General features: G+C 47.8%; 14 protein-coding genes. 7 read left to right on the plus strand and 7 right to left on the minus strand.

Annotation, left to right across the window (positions count from 1 at the left end; translation table 11 throughout):
• The first annotated feature begins 4 nt into the window (after window positions 1–4).
• The 5 genes from ggt to BUB18_RS11595 are packed head-to-tail and all read left to right on the plus strand — an operon-like array spanning window position 5 to window position 4,604.
• Entirely contained in the window at window positions 5–1,711 is a 1,707-nt protein-coding gene (gene ggt / locus BUB18_RS11575) for a gamma-glutamyltransferase (protein ID WP_073080901.1), read from the plus strand.
• 13 nt (window positions 1,712–1,724) lie between these two features.
• Entirely contained in the window at window positions 1,725–2,249 is a 525-nt protein-coding gene (locus BUB18_RS11580; protein WP_073080902.1) for a DUF1572 family protein, read from the plus strand.
• A 12-nt stretch (window positions 2,250–2,261) separates the two neighbouring features.
• Window positions 2,262–2,684, plus strand: a complete 423-nt coding sequence (locus tag BUB18_RS11585) for a hypothetical protein (RefSeq protein ID WP_073080904.1) — start codon at window positions 2,262–2,264, stop codon at window positions 2,682–2,684.
• A gap of 6 nt (window positions 2,685–2,690) precedes the next feature.
• The gene (locus tag BUB18_RS11590) at window positions 2,691–3,743 is read left to right on the plus strand and encodes an aminotransferase class I/II-fold pyridoxal phosphate-dependent enzyme (RefSeq protein ID WP_073080905.1); all 1,053 of its coding nucleotides are present in this window, start codon (window positions 2,691–2,693) and stop codon (window positions 3,741–3,743) included.
• 12 nt (window positions 3,744–3,755) lie between these two features.
• On the plus strand, window positions 3,756–4,604 hold the full coding sequence (locus BUB18_RS11595) for a TraB/GumN family protein (RefSeq protein WP_073080907.1): 849 nt from the start codon (window positions 3,756–3,758) through the stop codon (window positions 4,602–4,604).
• 75 nt (window positions 4,605–4,679) lie between these two features.
• On the opposite strand, the gene BUB18_RS11600 is transcribed toward BUB18_RS11595, so the two are convergent.
• Together BUB18_RS11600 and BUB18_RS11605 are read right to left on the minus strand one after the other, a co-directional pair.
• Window positions 4,680–6,062, minus strand: coding sequence for a B12-binding domain-containing radical SAM protein (locus tag BUB18_RS11600; protein WP_073080909.1), 1,383 nt, complete (start codon window positions 6,060–6,062; stop codon window positions 4,680–4,682).
• A 404-nt stretch (window positions 6,063–6,466) separates the two neighbouring features.
• Window positions 6,467–7,540: an isoaspartyl peptidase/L-asparaginase family protein gene (locus BUB18_RS11605; RefSeq protein ID WP_083549810.1), complete on the minus strand. Its 1,074-nt coding sequence runs from the start codon at window positions 7,538–7,540 to the stop codon at window positions 6,467–6,469.
• A 155-nt stretch (window positions 7,541–7,695) separates the two neighbouring features.
• Here BUB18_RS11605 and BUB18_RS11610 point away from each other — a divergent pair, with 155 nt between their 5' ends.
• Window positions 7,696–12,432, plus strand: a complete 4,737-nt coding sequence (locus BUB18_RS11610; RefSeq protein WP_178372123.1) for a translocation/assembly module TamB domain-containing protein — start codon at window positions 7,696–7,698, stop codon at window positions 12,430–12,432.
• Window positions 12,433–12,487: 55 nt separating this feature from the next.
• Here BUB18_RS11610 and BUB18_RS11615 read toward each other — a convergent pair whose 3' ends face one another.
• Entirely contained in the window at window positions 12,488–13,690 is a 1,203-nt protein-coding gene (locus BUB18_RS11615; protein ID WP_073080912.1) for a bifunctional 3,4-dihydroxy-2-butanone-4-phosphate synthase/GTP cyclohydrolase II, read from the minus strand.
• A 424-nt stretch (window positions 13,691–14,114) separates the two neighbouring features.
• Between BUB18_RS11615 and BUB18_RS11620 the strand changes: the two genes are divergently transcribed.
• On the plus strand, window positions 14,115–17,429 hold the full coding sequence (locus BUB18_RS11620) for a TonB-dependent receptor (RefSeq protein ID WP_073080914.1): 3,315 nt from the start codon (window positions 14,115–14,117) through the stop codon (window positions 17,427–17,429).
• Window positions 17,430–17,507: 78 nt separating this feature from the next.
• On the opposite strand, the gene BUB18_RS11625 is transcribed toward BUB18_RS11620, so the two are convergent.
• Genes BUB18_RS11625 through BUB18_RS11640 form a run of 4 tightly spaced genes read right to left on the minus strand, consistent with a single transcriptional unit; the run spans window position 17,508 to window position 20,228 of the window.
• Complete coding sequence (locus BUB18_RS11625) at window positions 17,508–17,783, minus strand: hypothetical protein (protein WP_073080916.1); 276 nt, start codon at window positions 17,781–17,783, stop codon at window positions 17,508–17,510.
• 10 nt (window positions 17,784–17,793) lie between these two features.
• On the minus strand, window positions 17,794–18,054 hold the full coding sequence (locus BUB18_RS11630) for a hypothetical protein (protein WP_073080918.1): 261 nt from the start codon (window positions 18,052–18,054) through the stop codon (window positions 17,794–17,796).
• Window positions 18,055–18,064: 10 nt separating this feature from the next.
• Complete coding sequence (locus tag BUB18_RS11635; protein WP_073080920.1) at window positions 18,065–19,474, minus strand: radical SAM protein; 1,410 nt, start codon at window positions 19,472–19,474, stop codon at window positions 18,065–18,067.
• On the minus strand, window positions 19,467–20,228 hold the full coding sequence (locus BUB18_RS11640; protein ID WP_073080922.1) for a prolipoprotein diacylglyceryl transferase: 762 nt from the start codon (window positions 20,226–20,228) through the stop codon (window positions 19,467–19,469). The genes BUB18_RS11635 and BUB18_RS11640 overlap by 8 nt, the downstream gene beginning before the upstream one ends.
• Window positions 20,229–20,300 lie beyond the last annotated feature (72 nt).

A 20,300-nucleotide genomic window follows, 5' to 3' on the forward strand; every position in this document is an offset into this window, starting at 1 on the left:
TGCAATGAGATTTCTGTTGATTTTTGGAGTGGCCTTCGGAGGATTGCTCAGCGCCTGTGCCCAGCAACAGGCGGGATCCCTTCACCCTTACGACTATACTATTGAAAAGAATATAACGGCGGCTAAAGGCGCCGTAGTATCCGCCCACCCGCTGGCCAGTGAGGCCGGTGTGCTGGTATTAAGGCAGGGCGGCAATGCAGTGGATGCCGCCATCGCTACACAACTGGCCCTGGCGGTGGTATACCCCGGTGCAGGTAATATTGGTGGCGGAGGCTTTTTGGTAGCTCACCTCAAAAATGGCCGTAACATTGCCATTGACTACCGCGAAACGGCTCCTGCCAAAGCCAGCAGGGATATGTACCTGGATAGTGCCGGCAATGCTATCACCAAGCTGAGTCTCGACGGCCACCTGGCAGCAGGCATCCCCGGTACGGTGGCAGGGCTGTTTGCCTCCATGAAATATGCAAAGCTCCCTTTCAGTAAACTGATTGCGCCGGCGATACTGCTGGCTGAAAAAGGATTTGTGATCACTGCCAAAGAGGCCGAAAGCCTCAATCACACCCGCGAGGAGTTTGTGAAATTAAATACGGTGCCAACCGCATTTGTGAAAGAGGTACCCTGGAAAGCCGGTGATACGCTGGTACAACCGGACCTGGCGCATACACTTAAACTCATCAGGGATAAAGGTCAGGCGGGATTTTACGAAGGCGAAACCGCTGATAATATTGTTAGTGAGATGCAGCGCGGCGGTGGTATTATCACCCTTGCGGATCTTAAAAATTACAAGGCGGTGGAGCGCAAGGCCATTGCTTTCCAGTATAAGGGCCAAACGATCGTGACCATGCCACTGCCTTCTTCTGGAGGCGTGTGCTTACAGCAAATGATGATGATGGTAGAGAATTACCCTGTCGCTAAGTGGGGATTCCAGTCGCCGCAGGCATTGCAGCTGATGATTGAAGCCGAACGCCGCGCCTATGCCGACAGGGCCGAGTTCCTGGGTGATCCTGACTTTGTGAAGGTACCGGTGGCCAGGCTGATCGATCCATCGTATATCCGTTCCCGTATGTCCACCTTTACACCCGGTACAGCAGGCAATAGTGATAGCACCAAAGCAGGGCTAACGAAAGAAAGTGAGCAGACCACGCACCTCAGTGTAATAGACGCGGACGGCAATGCTGTTGCAGTTACCACTACGCTTAACGGCCACTATGGCTCCCGAACCGTGGCAGGCAAAGCCGGTTTCCTCTTGAATAATGAAATGGATGACTTCAGTGTAAAACCAGGCGTACCGAATATGTATGGCCTCGTGGGTACAGAAGCCAATGCTATTGCACCCGGTAAGCGCATGCTCAGCAGCATGACACCTACCATCGTGCTAAAAAATAATAAACCAATCTATAGCCTGGGTACGCCAGGAGGCGCCACTATCATCACCTCCGTGTTTCAAACGCTGATGAATACACTGGAATTCGGGCTGTCGCCGGAAGATGCAGTGAATAAACCTAAATTCCACCACCAGTGGCTGCCGGATGTGGTGTATGTAGAACCGGGGTTTCCGGAGGAAGGCGTGCAGGCATTGGAACAAATGGGCTATAAAATCGAAAAACGCGGGCCTATAGGTCGCACGGAACTAATTAAAAAAGACCTTAAAACCGGGCAACTCCAGGCTGCTGCCGACAAGCGCGGCGACGACGGAGCTGCCGGCTACTGATAAAACTAATGATATGGCAGGCATTTATCTTACCAGCGTTACCAAACGCTTTCGGAACTATAAGGACATGGGCGCCAAAACCATTGCACGCCTCAGCACCGAACAGCTTCATTGGGAGCCGCAGGGCGAACCCAACAGCATCGCAGTAATTGTGAAACACCTGCATGGGAATATTTTGTCGCGGTGGACCGATTTCCTGACCACTGACGGCGAAAAGCCCAACCGGCAGCGGGATGCGGAGTTTGAATCCGACCAGGCCTCCCGGGAAGATATCCTGCGCCAGTGGGAAGAAGCCTGGCAGTGCCTGGAAGCATCGCTGGGCAGCCTCACCGATGCGGACCTGGAAAAAACCGTTTACATTCGCAATGAGGCCCATACCGTAATAGATGCTATTAACCGGCAGCTGGCACATGTGGCCTACCACGTAGGTCAGATGGTGTATGCAGGGAAAATGCTGCTGCAGGACAAGTGGGAAAGTCTTTCCATTCCCAAGGGGCAGTCAGCTGCCTTTAATAACGCTAAATTTGGTAAGCCGTAATTCAACACTGTTATGACTAAACTACGTATACTCCTGGCCGTTAGCATCACCCTGTTTGCGCAGGCGTGTAACACCGGAAAAACGGATGAACTGCTTAAACATAAGAAATGGCGCGTGTACGATGTGAAGGTGCCGGCCAATGATCCCTACAACCTTACCCAGCTAACGCAGGCGCGGGACCTGAAAGACGGCTACTACAGCAATGTGTTTTACCAGTTCCTGGATGATAAACTGTTTATTGCTACTATTGACAATAAACCGGATTCGGGCAGGTATCATATCCTCAGCAATGGCAAGGTCATTTCAGTTACAGCCTCGGATGGGGACCGCAAAGCGGAGAACCTGGTAACAGTGGTACGACTGGATGAGGATCATTTTGATATGAAGGTAAAATCAGGTGACTATCATTTTGTACTTTGTACGAAGAAAGAATAACTGCTTATGTTACAAACAGACCTCACACCGGGCAGGACAGTGACCACAGACGGCAGGACCTGCCTGTTTTTCTCAGGTTTCTCCTACCTGGGACTCCACCAGCATCCGGCATTTAAGGCCAGCTTACAGGAGGGTATTGAAAAATATGGTTCCCTGTTTCCCGCTTCCCGGGTGAGTAACATACGTTTAGGCCTGTACGAAGAAATGGAGCATGCACTGGCAGCAACGCTGGATCAGCAGTCGGCCGTACTGTTTTCTTCAGGTTACCTTTCCGGGCAGGCTGCCATACACTATGCCGTGAATTGCGGCGAGCTGTTATATGCTCCGGGTACGCATCCCGCTATCTGGCATCACCTGCCGGCATTACCGGTGGGAGATTACCAGCAATGGATAAGTGCCACCATAGACAAAGTAAACGATCATCCGGACAACACGTATGTAATTGTATCCGATACCGTAAACCCGATTACGGGTACTATTCATTCCTTCGACTGGTTGCAGCAGTTAAAACGAAAAGTGCTGGTGGTATTAGACGATTCACATGGTTTCGGCATCCTGGGGCCTAACGGTAAGGGCAGTACGCATGCCACGCCGGGTACAGACCTGGTTCGTTACCTCATTACCACTTCGCTGGCAAAGGCATATAGCATCGAAGGTGGTGTGGTGGCTGGTTCCGCCGCTGACATTGCCGCCATGAAACGGACACCTTACTTCACCGGCAGCACCCCGCTGATGCCTGCAAGTGCCTACGCATGGCTGCAATCAGGCAAACTGATTCAAAAGCAGCAACAGCAATTGAAGCAGAATCTCCAGCAAATGCAACACCTGATGGAAGGCATACCGCATACACAAAATGGGGAGCTCCCTGTTTTCGTGTATCCGCAATATGATAATAAACCATCACTGGTGAATTACCTGGCAGACAGGGATGTAATCATTTCCAGCTTCCCTTATCCGCTGCCCCATGATGCGCCTGCACACAGGGCGGTGGTATCCGCGCTGCATGTGACCAAGGATATGCAAACGCTGCAACAGTTTTTAAAAGAGTATTACCATTAAGACCCATAAAACATGAAACAATTAACCCTGGCCCTGTTAGCCTTGTTGCTCTCTGTCAGCACACAGGCACAGGAAACTTCCCTGCTCTGGAAAGTAAGTGGAAAAGGCCTGCAACAGCCATCGTGGCTGTATGGCACCTATCACCTGCTCTGCAAGGAAGATATTAATTTTTCGGCGGCCGCTACTGAGGCGCTGAACAACTCCAAAGCGTTATACCTGGAAATTGACATGGCTGATTCCAGTTTTGCGACTAAGCTCATGCCGATGCTGTCTCCCAATCCGGCTTATAACCTGAGCAGTCATTTATCACCGGACGACTTTGCTGTGTTCTCCCGCTTTGTGCAGGACTCCTTTCACATGAGTGTAGAAGCCTTAGTGCACCTTAAACCGGTGGTGCTGATGAGTCTTTTCATTGCGCGCAACCTCCCCTGCCCTGCTTCCGGTGTAGAACAGGAGCTGATGCGGCTGGCAAAAAAAGCCAACAAGCCCGTGGAGGGATTGGAAACAGTGGAAGACCAGATGAGTGTGTTTAACAAGATCCCTGACAGCATCCAGATGGTGGATATTATCAGAGACATTAAAGATCCTGCCACTGCGAAAGCCCGCGATGAGCAATTCAAGAAAAACTATAAGGCCGGTGATATCTATGCGCTGTATAAAGATCTGCTGGCAACCACTTCCATGGCTGCTTATGCGGACATGATGGTGTTTCAACGCAACAGAAACTGGATTCCTGTGATAGAAAAAGCAGCAGCCGGGGGCTCCAATTTTTTTGCCTTCGGAGCGGGGCATTTAGGTGGTGAGGAAGGTGTGATTAATTTACTGCGTAAAGCAGGGTACACGGTAGAGCCGGTGAAGTAGTGCATTTATACCTCTTAAACGAATTTTTACTTTGTAAACCAACTCGTAACCTATAACCGGTGCATTACGCACCGGTTATATACCAGCAGCGGCATGTACCTGCGGCCTGCGCTGTTCCTGCAGTGCCGGGAATTGGAATGTTCTGGCAGTCATGTCGATAGGATAATTCTTCCTGGTTCTTTTACAGGCATAGAAAGTATTCATAAAAGCTGACAGCAGAAATGCCCCTAAACGCAGGTGGAATGCGCCGCGCACGATTCGGCGGAAAGCATACCAGGGTGAAAAGGATTGCTTCCACAAGGTGCGGTGCGCCTGTAATAGCTGTGTTTCGCTGATCTTTTTCGGTTGGAAGGCGACGTTATAACCATTGTAAAAATTCCAGTTTCTGTCTTCCAGAATTCTTCCTTCCTTGTTTAATGACTGATAGATGGGTGTGCCTCTGAAAGGCGTCATAATACTCAGGAAAGGCACGTCTATACCAATTTCCATGAGTTGATCCGCCATGGAGATGATGCTTGCTTCATCGTCGTGATCGAAACCAGCTATAAAGCCTGCCATGACGGCAATGCCGCGTTTGCGGATTTCCTTTACGGCTACACTGTAGTTATCAATTTTATTTTGCCGTTTGTTGGCATCGGCGAGGGAGTCCACCCCAAAGGATTCGATGCCGAGGAAAACGCCGATACAGCCGGAAGCCTTCATGAGGTCCAGCAGTTCCGGGTCTTTCGCAATGTCCATACTTGCCTGTGTAAGCCACCATTTTTTTAGCGGGATCATTTCCTGCAGGAGTTCACGTATATAAGGCCTCCTGATGGTGAGGTTATCATCCCAAAACCATACGATTTTCCGTTGCCACCAGTAGCTGAATCTATCGTAGGCGGCGTCGCGGATTACATCCGCAACCGGGCGCAGTCTGAAACCGGGGTTGAGGGATGGCACGGTGCAAAATGAGCAGGAGAAAGGGCATCCTCTCGTGGCCTGGATTACCTTCTTTATAAAAAATTTATCGGGTAGTAAATCGTACCGTGGTGTTGGCAGGTTTTTCATATCACAGGGGCCGCCCAGGTAGATCGGTTGCAGGTTGCCGCTGGCTGCATCCTGCAGTAGTATTGGCCACTGCTGCTCCGCTTCCCCGGTGATGATGGCATCAAAGTAGGTCAGTGCTTCCTCCTGGCAGTAGGTAACGTGTGGCCCTCCCGCTACAAGTGTTTTGCCACGTTTCCGGAATTCGGCGGCCAGGTTGTAGGCGGATAGGGCAAATCCGCTGAAGAACGAGATCGCTACCAGGTCCGCATCTGTATCCAGGTTGATTTTATCAACCTGCTGATGGTATACCCTTACTTCATGAGGTGCCGGGGTGATGGCGGCCAGGTGAATACCGGTAATGGGAGGCACAAAGTCGTATTCATGGCCGAATTCATAACGCTGAATGTAGGCGATGATGATGTCAATTTTCATAGACTTCCTTTTTGAATAATCAGATTTTAGAAATGGTAATTCAAAAGTAAGGATTTACTTTGTAATACAAAGTGCTTTTTATTATAAAAATTCCAATATTATTTCTTGTGGTGGATATCCAATGACACCTTCGGTGTCATTGGGGAGGGTTCCGCGCTGCGCGGGGGGCTGATGGCAGGCCTCTATGCGTAAGCCTACATGGTGCAAGCCTACATGGTGCAAGCCCCTGCTGAAAGCCTTCATGTAAATATTGATTGAGTCTATCAGGTAAGCTCAGGAGTTTGCCGAAATCCAATGAACAAGCCTGTGAGCGTTTTGCGCACATTATCACTAGGGACCTTTGTACACACGAAAAAGGGCCGGGTGACACCTCACCCAGCCCTTACAAACTTTATTTTACCGCCTTAATAATCTCCCTTATAAATAAAAACCTCGATTTTACCCTCTGCCGTTACAGTACCGCGGTACATGCCGGCCGTATTGAAAGGCATGGCCATATTTCCATCTTTGTCGAGGGCAATTAGTCCGCCATCACCACCCAGCTGAGGCACCTGCTTCATAATCAGCTCTGCGGAAGCATCCTGCACAGAAAGGTTTTTATATGCCATCAGGTCACTCACGGTTTTAGCTACCACCAGTCGAATAAAATACTCACCCCAACCCGTACACGAAATAGCGCAGGTAGCATTGTTCGCATAGGTTCCGGCGCCTATCAGCGGGCTATCGCCCACCCGGCCGAATTTTTTGTTGGTCATACCTCCGGTAGATGTAGCCGCCGCCAGGTTACCCTGCTTGTCCAGCGCTACAGCGCCAACAGTGCCAAACTTCGCATCCTTATTTTCAATGCCTGGTAAAGTCGTTTTTTTCACTGCTGAATCATGGTCCAGCTGCATTTTGGTGGAATCAGCTGCACGTACCTTCTGGAGCGACTTCCAGCGATCTTCGGTATAAAAATAGCTGGGATCTACTATTTCGCAGCCCGCCTGTTTGGCAAATTGCTCTGCGCCAGCGCCAATCATCATTACATGCTGCGATTTCTCCATCACCGCTCTGGCAGCAGTAATCGGATTACGGATAGTAGTCACCGATGCCACTGCACCCGCAGCCAGGTTTTTACCACTCATGATAGCTGCATCCATTTCGTTGCGGCCTTCATTGGTAAACACTGCTCCCTTACCGGCATTAAACAAGGGATTATCTTCCATTACGCGGACGGCCGCTTCCACGGCATCCAAACTTTGCCCACCCCGCTGAATCACCGCGTAACCTGCTTCCAGGGCTTTGGTTAAACCAGCTTTATAGGCAGCCTCCTTCTCCGGCGTCATCTGTGATTTCAAAATAGTGCCGGCACCGCCATGGATCACTAATACATACTTAGGCTTTTGCATAGCAGAATCTCCTTTTGGTCCCACCGCAGCCCGTACAGCACTACCTCCCAACAGCACCGCTGCAAATGGTATTACCCAATACTTGAACATATGATTGACTTTTGGGATAAATTTAGGAGATATTTCTGCTTTTGCTGCATGTGGCTAGCAACTATTAATTATTTTTGCCGGATAAAATTAGCCGCCTGAAAAAAGTACGGAAAATATTATCAGTCATTCTCTTGTGTTTGTTGGGCCTCATCATCTTGATCGGGATACTGGTAAACATTCCGGTGATCCAGAACTACCTGGTGCATGAAGTAACCAGCCGCCTGTCGGAACAACTAAAAACCAGGGTGGAAATCAAACATGTGGATATCCGGCTGTTTAATAGCCTGGACCTGGAAGGCGCGCTCATTGAAGACCTCAACAAAGATACACTGCTCTACGCCGGCAGACTGCAACTCCGGGTGACCGACTGGTTCTTTTTTGCCGACAGACCCGTGATCAAATTCGTAGGCCTCGACAATGCCCAGGTTAACCTGCTCCGCCCCAGGAACGATTCCGTTTGGAACTACGCCTTTATCTCCGATGCCTTCAGCGGCCCCTCCACTGGTACAAAGCAGCAAAGCGGCGGCGTGGCATTCGACCTCAAAAAAGTAGACCTCCGCAATATCCGCATCAACCAGGTGGACCAATGGATCGGAGAAGATATGCGTGGCTACGCCAAACGCATCTACCTCGATGCCAAAAACCTGGACCTGCAGAAACATAATATCGACATCCAGGAAATATCGCTGGACGAACCCAGCTTTATCATCAGCAGCTACAGCGCCTCTCCCCTGCGCAAACGCAGGCCACGCGTGAATACACCCGTGGAATACGACAGTACGCAGCTGCGCTGGAACAATGACAACTGGAAACTGATCGTTAAAGAGCTGACCATCAAAAAAGGGCTTTTCGGCGTAGATAACCCCGAAGACTCTACGAAAATCGAAGATGGTTACTTCGCCCCACATCATATCCGCTTCAGCGATATCAACCTCTCCCTTACTAATACCAGCATTTATAAAGACAGTATCATCGGGGATCTGAGCCTTTCTACCAAAGAACGTAGCGGCTTTGAAGTGAAAAAGATGACGAGCAGGTTTAAGATGTCGCCGGTAGAAATGGAGTTTTCCCACCTGGACCTGGAAACAAACCGGAGCCATATCGGGGATTACTATACCATGCAGTATAGCGACTTTGACGACATGAGCGATTACATCGACCTGGTGTATATGCGTGCCAGCTTCAAAAACTGTAAAGTATCCAGCGACGATATTGCCTACTTTGCCCCTCCTCTCTCTACCTGGAAAAAAGAAATTACCATCAATGGCAATGCCCGGGGACCGGTAAGCAACCTCAAGGCCAGCGATATAGACCTGCAGGCAGGTAACACCACCCGCCTCAAAGGCTCACTGGAAATGCGCGGGCTGCCGGATATAGAGGAAACTTATATCGACTTCCACGCGGACAACCTCATGACCACCGGCGCTGATGTAATGCAGATTATGCCGGTAGTGAAAGATATAAATTCAACAGTGAGGATTGACCGCCTTACCAGTATTAACTTTAAAGGAAGCTATACCGGCTTCATCAACGACTTTGTGGCCTATGGCCAGTTCCAGACTAACCTGGGACAGGTAAATTCCGATCTGAACTTTAAGACCAACCGCGATGTACCGGTGTATTCCGGTAGTTTAAATACCAACAACTTCAACCTCGGCAGTTTACTCAACATTCCGGACCTCAACGAGGTAACATTGAAGGCTACACTAAATGGCGCCGGTTTCAACTTCCGTACCCTGAAAGTGTCGCTGGACGCCGATGTACAAAGTATATCACTCTATGGTTATAACTACCAGAACATTAAGACTAAAGGAGAAATGAACCGGAAGTTCTTCAATGGCGCCCTGGCAGTGGATGATCCCAACCTGGACATGGACTTTGCCGGGACCATCGATTTCAACGAAGCACTGCCGGTATTTAAATTTAATTCAGAAATACGGAAAAGCGACCTCAAAGCCCTGCATTTTGTAAATGATTCATTGACGCTGCAAGCTAAGCTGGACCTGAACTTCGCTGGCAGCAACATCGATAATTTCGAAGGAAGCGCACGGATGTACGATGTGTCGCTGTTTAAGGATAATAGTCGCCTCGAGTTCGACTCCCTGGCGCTGAAGGCCGAAACACAGGGCGACCAGAAAACGCTGCAGATCAACGGTAGCGAGGTACAGGGTTATGTGAAAGGAAAATATAGTTTCCTGGAACTGCCGGATGCCTTCCAGCAGCTGCTCTACCGCTATTACCCCAGCTATTTCCTGGAGCCTTCCAACAATAATATTCATGAGGACTTCCAGTTTAAATTCGAATTCGGCAATGTGGCCAAGCTGATCAAAGGCTTTACCAAACAGGTTTCCGGCTTTGATTACAGTACCGTGGAGGGAAGTTTGAACACATCCACCGGCAATCTTGCCCTTAACATACAGGTTCCGGAAGCCAGTATTTCACAATATCATCTGAGGGATATACAGGTTAAGGGAGATGGTAATGCCCGCAAGGTAAACCTCAGCACTACCGTAGGGCAGGTATTCAATGGCACCAAGGAAGTATTGGTAAATCCGCTGATACTCGCCAACTCCTCCAACGACACTTCTTATATCAAAGTAGACTTACAGGCGCAGGATACTGCCAGTCTGGATGGTTTTTATGCCCGCGTGATTACGGTGCAGCAAGGCATTAAAGTCAACTTTCTGAATAGCGCGTTCACTGTAAACGAGCGCCAGTGGAATGTTACACCCGGCAATGAGATCTATTGGAGTAAGCATTTCCTTACCGTTAAAAACCTGAAAATTACCCGTAATGATCAGAGTGTAACCGTTGAAACCAACGAGTTCAATCCCGATGAGTCCAGGTTTATCGTCACACTAAAAAACCTGAATCTGGCAGACGTAATTCCGTCCCAGCTTGTAACTACACGCATTGAGGGGATCACCGATGGTACCATCAATATCTCCGATCCTACCAGCAACCTGGATATCAATGCCGCCCTGCGTACGCGGGAGTTGCGTATCGACAATGATTCCATCGGGTTGGTAACCGTAGATGGCACCTATCTGCAACATACCGGCCAGGTTACTTTTGCAGTGAAGTCGGACAACTATGGCATGAACTTCAATGCACAGGGCCGGGTGGGTTTATCCAAAACGGATAACGGGCTGGATGCCGTCATCAATTTAGGGGGCAGCAGCATTAGTTTATTGAATAAATACCTGGTAGGCTATGTGAGAGATCTTACCGGTACAGTGGCTGGGAACCTTACGATAAGCGGCACTACGGCGCTACCTTCTATCCGGGGCAAGCTCGCGCTGGATACGGTGGGTGTTACGGTGGACTATCTCGGTACCCGGTATCGTATTCCTAAGCTGAACGTGAATGTGGATGACAACCTCATCGAGTTCGGCAGCTTTACGGTGATCGATAAATTCAACACCAAAGGCACCGCCAATGGGTATATTTCCCATGATCATTTCGACAAGCTCAACTTCGACTTTGATGTGACCGGCCGTAAGTTCCTGTTTTTGAATACCAGTGCCAATGATAATGATTTGTTTTATGGAGATGTAATTGCTGACGGTAAGGTGTATTTCTCGGGCCCGCTGAATGACCTGCAAATGCACGTGCTCGCGAGACCCGTGCGGGGAACGCATTTCTATCTCCCTATATCAGACAGCAAGGATATCGGGAAATATGAATACATCAAGTTCAAAACTTATGGTACCGAGCAGGAGGTAAAAAAGAAAAAAGACGATACCAAGCTCACGATCAAGCTGGATATTGCTGCCAACCCGGATGCACAGATCGATGTGATCCTGGATGCCACCACCGGGGATATTATATCCGCTAACGGTACCGGTAATTTGCAGATCATTGCCAATACCGACGGGGATTTCAGCATGTTTGGCAACTACGAGATCAGCAATGGTTCCTACAACTTTAATTTCCAGCGGGTAACCAGCTGGAAATTTGATATTGAAAAGAATAGCAGCATCAGCTGGAATGGTGATCCTTCTGAGGCGATTATGAATATTACAGCCAAGTACTCGCTGCCGAAGGTCAGTTTGTATAACCTGGTAGGCCAGGCCGCCACCATGGCTTCAAACGATAAGTTGGCTACCCGTCAGGAGCGGGTGGATGTATTGATTAACCTGAAAGGTGCGCTGATGAAGCCTGATATCACCTACTCCATTGAATTGCCGGAGGTAGGTACGCTCTCTTATGAAAGTGGTGTGGCCGCGAAACTCAAAGAAATCAACAACGACCAGAACAAGGCGCTGTTGCAGATTTATGGATTGCTGATTGCCAACCAGTTCCTGCCGGATGACGCGGGTGGTGGCGCCAACGTGGGCATCACGGGTAAAAACAGTGTGGGTCAGGCGATTTCAGCGCAGGCTTCCGCGATCCTGAATAATATTACCGGTGCCTTGCTAAAGGGCAGTGGAATTGGTATTAATGTAAACTACCGGGCTTACAATGTGGGTGGCCTGCCTGACAACTCGTCTGTAGACCGTAACCAGGTGAGTGCCGGTGTAACCAGTAACCTGTTTAACAACCGTTTCCGGTTGTATGCCGGTGGGGATTACGACTGGGGTAAAACCGCTACTTCTGCCAGCAGCAACCGTTTTGCGGGCGACTTCCGTATAGAATATCTCCTGACACCGGATGGGCGTTTCCGTATAAATGCCTTTAGTAAGTCGGATTACGACGTGTATAACCTCAACAACCGTACGAAATCAGGTTTGGGAATTTCGTATGTACGTGAATACGACCGTTTCCTGGAGCTGTTTAACAAAAATCTGCGCCGGGCACCTTATCAGCAGCAGCCGCAGCCTCCGTTGGATAGCACGCGGGTGGCGGATAGCACGCGGGTAGTGGATTCGACAAATACCCGGAAGAAATAAAAAAGCCGGCGCTGTTGACAGCACCGGCTACACCATAATATATTAAGACAACACCTTAGCCTTTCAAAATTTCGTGTCCCAGTTTATCTCTTTTGGTGCGGAGATAATTTTCGTTGTGTGGGTTAGGATGGATTTCGATAGGTACGTTTTCTACTACTTCGAGACCGTATCCCAGCAGGCCGGCGCGTTTGCGCGGGTTGTTGGTGATGAGGCGGAGTTTGCAGATACCGAGGTGGCGGAGAATTTGTGCTCCTACACCGTAATCGCGTTCATCCATTTTAAAGCCCAGTTCAAGGTTGGCTTCCACTGTATCGCGACCTTCTTCCTGGAGTTTATAGGCGCGGAGTTTGTTCATCAGTCCGATGCCGCGACCTTCCTGGTTCATATATAATATAAGGCCTTTCCCTTCTTTTTCTACCATTTGCATGGCGGCGTGCAGTTGTTCTCCACAATCGCAGCGCAGTGAGTGGAGGATATCCCCGGTAACGCAGCTGGAGTGTACGCGCACCAGTACCGGTTCATCTTTTTCCCATTCGCCTTTTTTGAGGGCCATATGGATTTCGCCGGTATTCACCTGGGTGAAGGCGATCAGTTCGAAGTTGCCGTATTTGGTGGGCATCTGGACTCTTTCTCCTTCTTCGATAAGGGTTTCCTTACTGAGGAGGTAGGAGATCATGTCTTTGATGGAGATCAGTTTAAGATCGAATTTGGTAGCTATTTCGCGCAGTTCAGGCAGGCGGGCCATGGTACCGTCTTCGTTCATGATTTCGACGAGTACGCCGGCGGGTTCAAATCCTGCGAGGCGGGCCAGGTCGATGGTGGCTTCTGTGTGGCCGGAGCGGCGGAGCACTCCGCCGGATTTGGCTTTGAGCGGAAAGATATGTCCTGGTTTGCCGAGTTCTTCCGGTTTGGTATTCGGATCGATCAGCGCCTGGATGGTTTTGGCACGGTCGTGCGCGGAGATACCGGTGGTACATCCGTGGCCGAGCAGGTCAACCGAAACGGTGAAAGGTGTTTGGTGCAGAGCGGTGTTATCCCTTACCATCAGGTCGAGTCCGAGTTCTTCACAGCGTTCTTCCACAAGGGGGGCGCAGATGAGTCCGCGACCATGAATGCTCATAAAGTTGATGATTTCAGGCGTTACGTTGCGGGCTGCGGTGATGAAATCTCCCTCATTTTCGCGGTCCTCATCGTCCACTACTATTACCAGTTTACCGTTTTTTATATCTTCTATTGCTGCTTCTATTGTATCTAACATAAAAAAATCCTTCGGTCAAGTAATAATGAATGGCGCAAAGTTACGACAATTAATGGTGGAAAACTGAAGCATTCGTGGTTGGTTTCCGGTGCAAGAAATTGTTGGGGACATGCCAGATACGCAGCATGATTTTTACATATATTTTTATCGCAGAAAGTAAGTAGTATAGAACAAATAAATCCCGGGAAAAGTTCGGCTGTAGTGCCTTAACCAATCATTAACAGAAACGGCAATTTGATGGCTGCTAAATTTTGGCAGGAATATTAGTGAAAGCTAAGGCGGAAAAAACATTTCCTAAATAGCTTTCAATTTTTTTTAGGGTACACAAGTTATCCACAAGTTGCTTAACAATTAGTTAATATAGAGTTAAAATTTAACCGGGAGATTGTCGCATCTTTGCGCCATGAATCAAATTTCTGGAATCATGGGATTAAGAAAATTACTCGTAACATTTTCTTTTTTACTCCTTTCCCTCATTAGTTTTGGTCAGGTAACTACCTCCAGCATGACAGGTAGAATCAACGATGACAAAGGTGAGGGCTTAATCGGAGCCACAGTTAAAGCAACACACGTACCTTCAGGTACAGTGTACGGCACAGTTACCCGCACTGATGGAAACTATACCATTCCGGGCATGCGTATTGGCGGCCCTTACAAGGTAGAGATATCTTTCATCGGCTTTAAAACCATTACCCTTGAAGGTATTAACCTTGCACTGGGTGAGCCTTTTACACTTAACCAAACATTGACATCCGGTCAGGAATTACAGACCGTTAATGTAGTGGGCAGCAAATCAGCAGCTGCAAATCTTAACAAAACCGGTGCATCTACTGTAATCGGTACCCGTCAGTTACAAACGTTGCCAACTGTTACCCGCAACATCACTGACTTCACACGCCTCACTCCTCAAGCCAATGGAAACAACTTTGGCGGTCGCGACGGTAGACTTAACAACTTAATGGTAGATGGTGCTAACCTGAACAACAACTTCGGCCTCAGCAATGATCCACTCCCTGGTGGTGGTGCATCTCCTATTTCTCTGGATGCTTATGATCAAATTTCTGTTAATATCGCACCATTCGATGTAAGACAATCGGGTTTTACTGGTGCAGGTATTAATGCTGTTACCAAAAGTGGTACCAACGAATTTCACGGTAGTGTTTATGGTTTCTACCGTGACCAGAGCTTCAACGGCAAGAAAGTTCATGATAACACCCTGACAGTAACACCAAGCGAAAACAAAATCTTTGGAGCTACGTTAGGCGGTCCTATTATCAAAAACAAATTGTTCTTCTTTGCCAGTGGTGAGTATGAAAAATCTTCCACTCCTGGAAATACCTGGAGAGCAACGCCTTCAAACTGGGATGGAAGTCAAAAACGTCCTGATGACATGTCCGCTACCTCCATTGATTCTTTGGCCAAATTGCATGATTATCTGATCAGCAAATACGGTTATGACCCGGGTAGCTACACCAGCTATCCAGCGTTTGAAACTAAAAACCGTAAACTCCTGGCTAAAATCGATTGGAATATCAATAGTGTACACAAACTGACGCTGAAATATTCTGACTTCAAAGGATCAGACAACTCCCTCCTCAATGGTAGTTCTATTCCCAACTCGACTATTGGTAACCCCAATGTTCTGGGTGGTGGTAATATTTCCCGCCTGCCAAACAATCGCTTCAGCAATCAGTCCATGGCATTTGCCAATTCAAATTATGGGACAGACCACTGGGTGAAAAGCGGAAGTCTGGAATTGAATAGTACTTTCTCAAACAGAATCTCTAACCAATTCATTGTAGCCTACACTAAAAACCAGGATACCCGATTCTCGATGGGAGATATTTTCCCAACTGTAGATATCTTCGATGGTGCTGGTAAAAACTACATGAGCTTCGGTACAGATCCATTTACCCGTAATAACGATGTGGTAAATAATATCTTTAACATTACTGATAACTTTACACTGTACAGTGGTAACCACACCTGGACAGCAGGTATCTCATACGAATACCAGAAAGTTGGTAATATGTTTATGCCTGGTTCTTCCAGCTACTACATATATAATAGCCTGCAGGACTTTATGCTGGACAGAGCACCTGCATTCTATGCCAACACCTATTCCTTCATTGAAGGCGATTCAGCAGTTTACTCTGCTAACCTGAAAATCGGACAGCTGGGTGTATATGTCCAGGATGACTGGAATATTAAGCCTAACTTCAAATTGACTTTAGGTTTACGTGCTGATCTGCCAATCTATCCTGAACAGCCGCTGGAAAACCCAGCCATCACTGCACTGCAATTCCCTGACAAAGATGGCAACATGACACACTACTCTACTGGCAAATGGCCTAAGAGCAAGGTGTTATTATCACCACGCGTTGGCTTCAGATGGGATGTGATGAAGGATAAGTCACTGATTGTTCGTGGCGGAACAGGCATCTTCACAGGTAAAATTCCTTTTGTATACCTGACCAACGTACCTACTAACTCTGGTATGTATCAGAATCAGGTAGTACTTAACAAAGCTACCGACCTGGCAGGCATTACTTTCAATCCAAACCCAAGTGCCTATATTGGCAAGTTTCCAACCAAACCTTCTACAGTAGCGCCATCTGGCTTTACCCTTGTAGATCCTAATTTCAAATTCCCTCAGGTTTGGAGAACTAACGTGGGTATCGATAAAGCGCTTGGACATGGATTCACTGCAACATTTGAAGCCATGTTTACTAAAGATATCAATGCGGTTATCATGCGTAATGCAAACCTCTTAGAGCCAACCAAACAGTTGAACTCTAACGGCGACAACCGTCCATGGTATGGCATCCTGGCAAGCTCTTCTGATAAGTACCTGAATAAAGGCAATACAACCGTGGTTGTGATGGAAAACACCAGCAAAGGTTACTCCATGGCTTTCACTGCCCAGTTAAGTAAAACCTTCTCTAACGGGCTGTATGGCTCCGTAGCTTATACTTATACCAACGCAAAGGATGTTACCGGTAACCCTGGTAACCAGGCAGCTTCAATTTGGCAGTCAAATCCTAACGTGGGTAGTGGTAACTCTATCGAGCTCGGACCATCTCAATATGCATTACCTCACCGTGTGGTGGCTAACATTTCTTACAGAAAAGAGTATGCTAAACACTTTGCTTCCACACTCTCTCTGTTTTACGAAGGTTCCAACCCACTCACCATCAGTTATGTTGTGAACGGCGATCTCAATGGCGACGGTAATAGCTCTGCTGACCTGATGTACATTTACTCAAAAGGTACTGATGTAAACTTTGTTCCTTTCACGTATACTTCCGGTAGTGTATCCAAAACATTCAGCGTTGCCGAACAACAGGCAGCTTATGATCAATTTGTTGAAAGCAGCAAATACCTGAAAAAACATAAAGGTCAGTATGCTGACAGAAACGGTGGTCTGTTGCCTTGGTATAACAGACTGGATGCTCGTTTCCTTCAGGACTTTTTCATCAGCACTAAAGGAGGTACCCGCCATACATTGCAATTCAGCATTGATATGCTTAACCTGCCTAACCTGCTGAACAAAAACTGGGGCGTTCGCCAACAGACAACTGTTACCAATCCGCTGGTTAGAAATGCAGTGGACGCTAATGGCGTAGCTTCTTATAAAATGGCTAATTCAGGTGCTAACCTCGTTAACACCGCTTACCAGAATACCCTCAGCAACCTCAGCGTATGGGGTATGCAGATGGGTCTGCGTTACAGCTTCTAATCCAAATCAGTATATTTAAAAAAAGGCCGCTGGAAAATCCAGCGGCCTTTTTTTAAGTATACTTTAATAAGCTTTTTACTAATGCATCCCCCCCAATTTCAGGTTACTCAATATTATCCCACACGTGGATAAACCCACCAGCAAAATGATCCCACAACTTAACAACAACGCCTTGCCGGTTTGCTCTCTCCCCGTTAATATCATAATTAACCCCGCCAAAAAATAACCTCCTACTACAAACAGCAACATCATACCGGCAAATAAAATGGCCATATCTCCTGTAATGCAGATCAATAATGCCAATCCAAGCGGTATTAGAGAGTAATACAGGGTTTTCTTTAAAAACTCATTCATAACAAAGTGTTTACATACCCATGAGCAAAATGCCACAAGTGGACAAGCCTACGAGCAAAATTATTCCACAACTCAGCAACAGTACCTTACCTATTTCCCTTCTTCCTATCAGCAATAAAATAAGTCCTCCTAAGAAATAACCGAATAAAAGCAGAAGTAAGAGAGAAATACCTATTTCTAATCCACTGGCGCCACCTGTTAATAACAGCAATAAGACGATTCCTATGGGGATTAATGTAAAGTAAAGTGTCTTTTTGAGGAACTCACTCATAATGAAATATTTAAACTTCCGGAATAAAAGCTCTTTCCTGTTGTAGTTGTTTTAAATACTCTTCCTTGTCGTCTCTGTAAAACATATTCATAGTCTCAAACGGAATAATCCTGCCGTCCTTGTGGACGATATGTACACAGGACTTTTTGATAGCACGCACATCAAAATCATACGCATCCAGGAACCGCATGATCACAATCCGGAACAGGTTATTGTAATCTAATCCCGGCGCCTGTACCTGCGGCAAACAGCAAAGCAGCGACTGCATATCGCATACCGCCGCATCGGTGGAAATACCAGTACTGAATATTTTCAGCACATGCTGGTGCAGTTGCTGATCCTGTTCATATACAATGGTATTTTTTGAATTGTTCAGCAATACCGCCGGATCTACATAGCGTGTGAGCGGAAATACCTGTCCGTCGATTTTCAGTGCATAGGCCATCGCCAATGCATCCGGATTACAAGGCACAGGAATAATATCGTTCGGCTGCCAGATGGGCGACTGTTCAAGGATACGCTGACGTACTTCCGTTAACGTGATTCGGTCGGTTGCCGGATCAAAATCATCCGTACGACCCGCTACCTGCACCGGCTGGAAGGTAACACCCCGAACACAGGGCTGTTTGAGGGCAAAGTCGATGATGGCCCCCATCTCGTCATCATTCAGACCTTTATGCAGGGTAACCACCAACGTAGTACTCAGGTTAGCCTCATTCAGGTTTTCGATGGCCTGCATCCGCGTATCCGTCAAATCCTTGCCCCGCATACGTTCTAGCACTTCAGGCTTAAAGGAATCAAATTGCAGGTATACTTCAAAATCCGGCATATAGGTGGCCAGCCTTGCCACAAATTCTTTATCCTTTGCAATACGGATGCCATTGGTGTTCACCATCAAATGCCGGATAGGCTTCTTTTTAGCAATATCGAGCACCTCGAAGAACTGCGGATGAATGGTAGGTTCCCCCCCACTCAACTGTACTACATCCGGCTGCCCTTCATTCTCCACAATAATATCCAGCATTTGCTCTATTTCCTCTAACGTGCGGTGGCGCCCATAATGCGGGGACGACATGGCATAACAGGTAGGACAGGTAAGATTACAGCGATCCGTTAACTCCACTACACTCAAACAGGAATGCTGCTCATGATCATGGCACAGGCCACAGTCGTATGGACAACCGTAATGCGTGTCGGTATTGGTTTTCAAGGGCGCCTCCGAAGGTTTGTTATAGTTCCGGGTATTTTTATAATAGTCAATATCCGTAGCAATCAATACCTTTTCCATGCCGTGCTGGGGACAGCGTTTGACCATATAAACATTCTCATTTTCGAAGATCACCTTCGCATCCACTCTTCGCAGGCAGGTACTGCAAATGCTGACTGTGAAGTCGTAATAGGTGTAGTTTTTTTCAGGCATAAATTTCTTTTTGGATTAAACGCTTTGGAAAGAAAATGCTCGGAGCATAATATAATAATCCCAGCAAACAGGCTATTTGTATGGACCCCAGTCCGAAAGAGAACCGGAATCCGGGTTTGATAAAATCGAGCAGGAAACGGAACAGCAGGTAGGCGATCATGAAAAGTTTAAATCTCCCGCCACTTACCAGCCGGACTTGTCTGCTGGTGGCCGCCAGCACCGCCCACAATCCCATCAGGAACACTATTTCATAAAGCGCTGCCGGGTGGCGCAGGTAGGCATCCCCCAGGTGCATACCCCACGGCAGCGTGGTAGGGAGGCCATAAGTTTCTTCAAAAATACCCATGCTGAAGCAGCCAATACGGCCTATAATCATGGCCAGTATCAGTGGATATACGAAAAGATCGCCGGTGGAGTGCTTTTCTCCGATTAGCTTTTTGGTCAGCTCTACTCCAACAAGCCCACCCAGGAGCCCTCCTACTATGGTTTTGTTTTGGTATATAAAGAAGATAAGATTTTCGGCACTTAACAGTGCCGGGGGATTTTCCAGCGCTCCCAGGATACGGCTGCCAAACAATGCGCCAAAGATAGCGCCTATGATTGCCCATATCCGGTTGCCTTGTGGCACCGAATCGCCCTGCCGGCGCCGCAGGTACAGGAAGTAACGGAAGCCAATGAACATGCCCAGGGTTTCCGTGAGGGCATGCAGGGGGATATGTAAATTACCCAGGTGTACAAATACAGGAAATTGCAACGCTTATCAGGATTTATCACAATTTAACGAAAATAAAACAGGGATAGAGAACGTTATTCCAAAGCAATATGC

The sequence above is a fragment of the Chitinophaga jiangningensis genome (assembly GCF_900142605.1).
Taxonomy (GTDB): Bacteria; Bacteroidota; Bacteroidia; order Chitinophagales; family Chitinophagaceae; genus Chitinophaga; species Chitinophaga jiangningensis.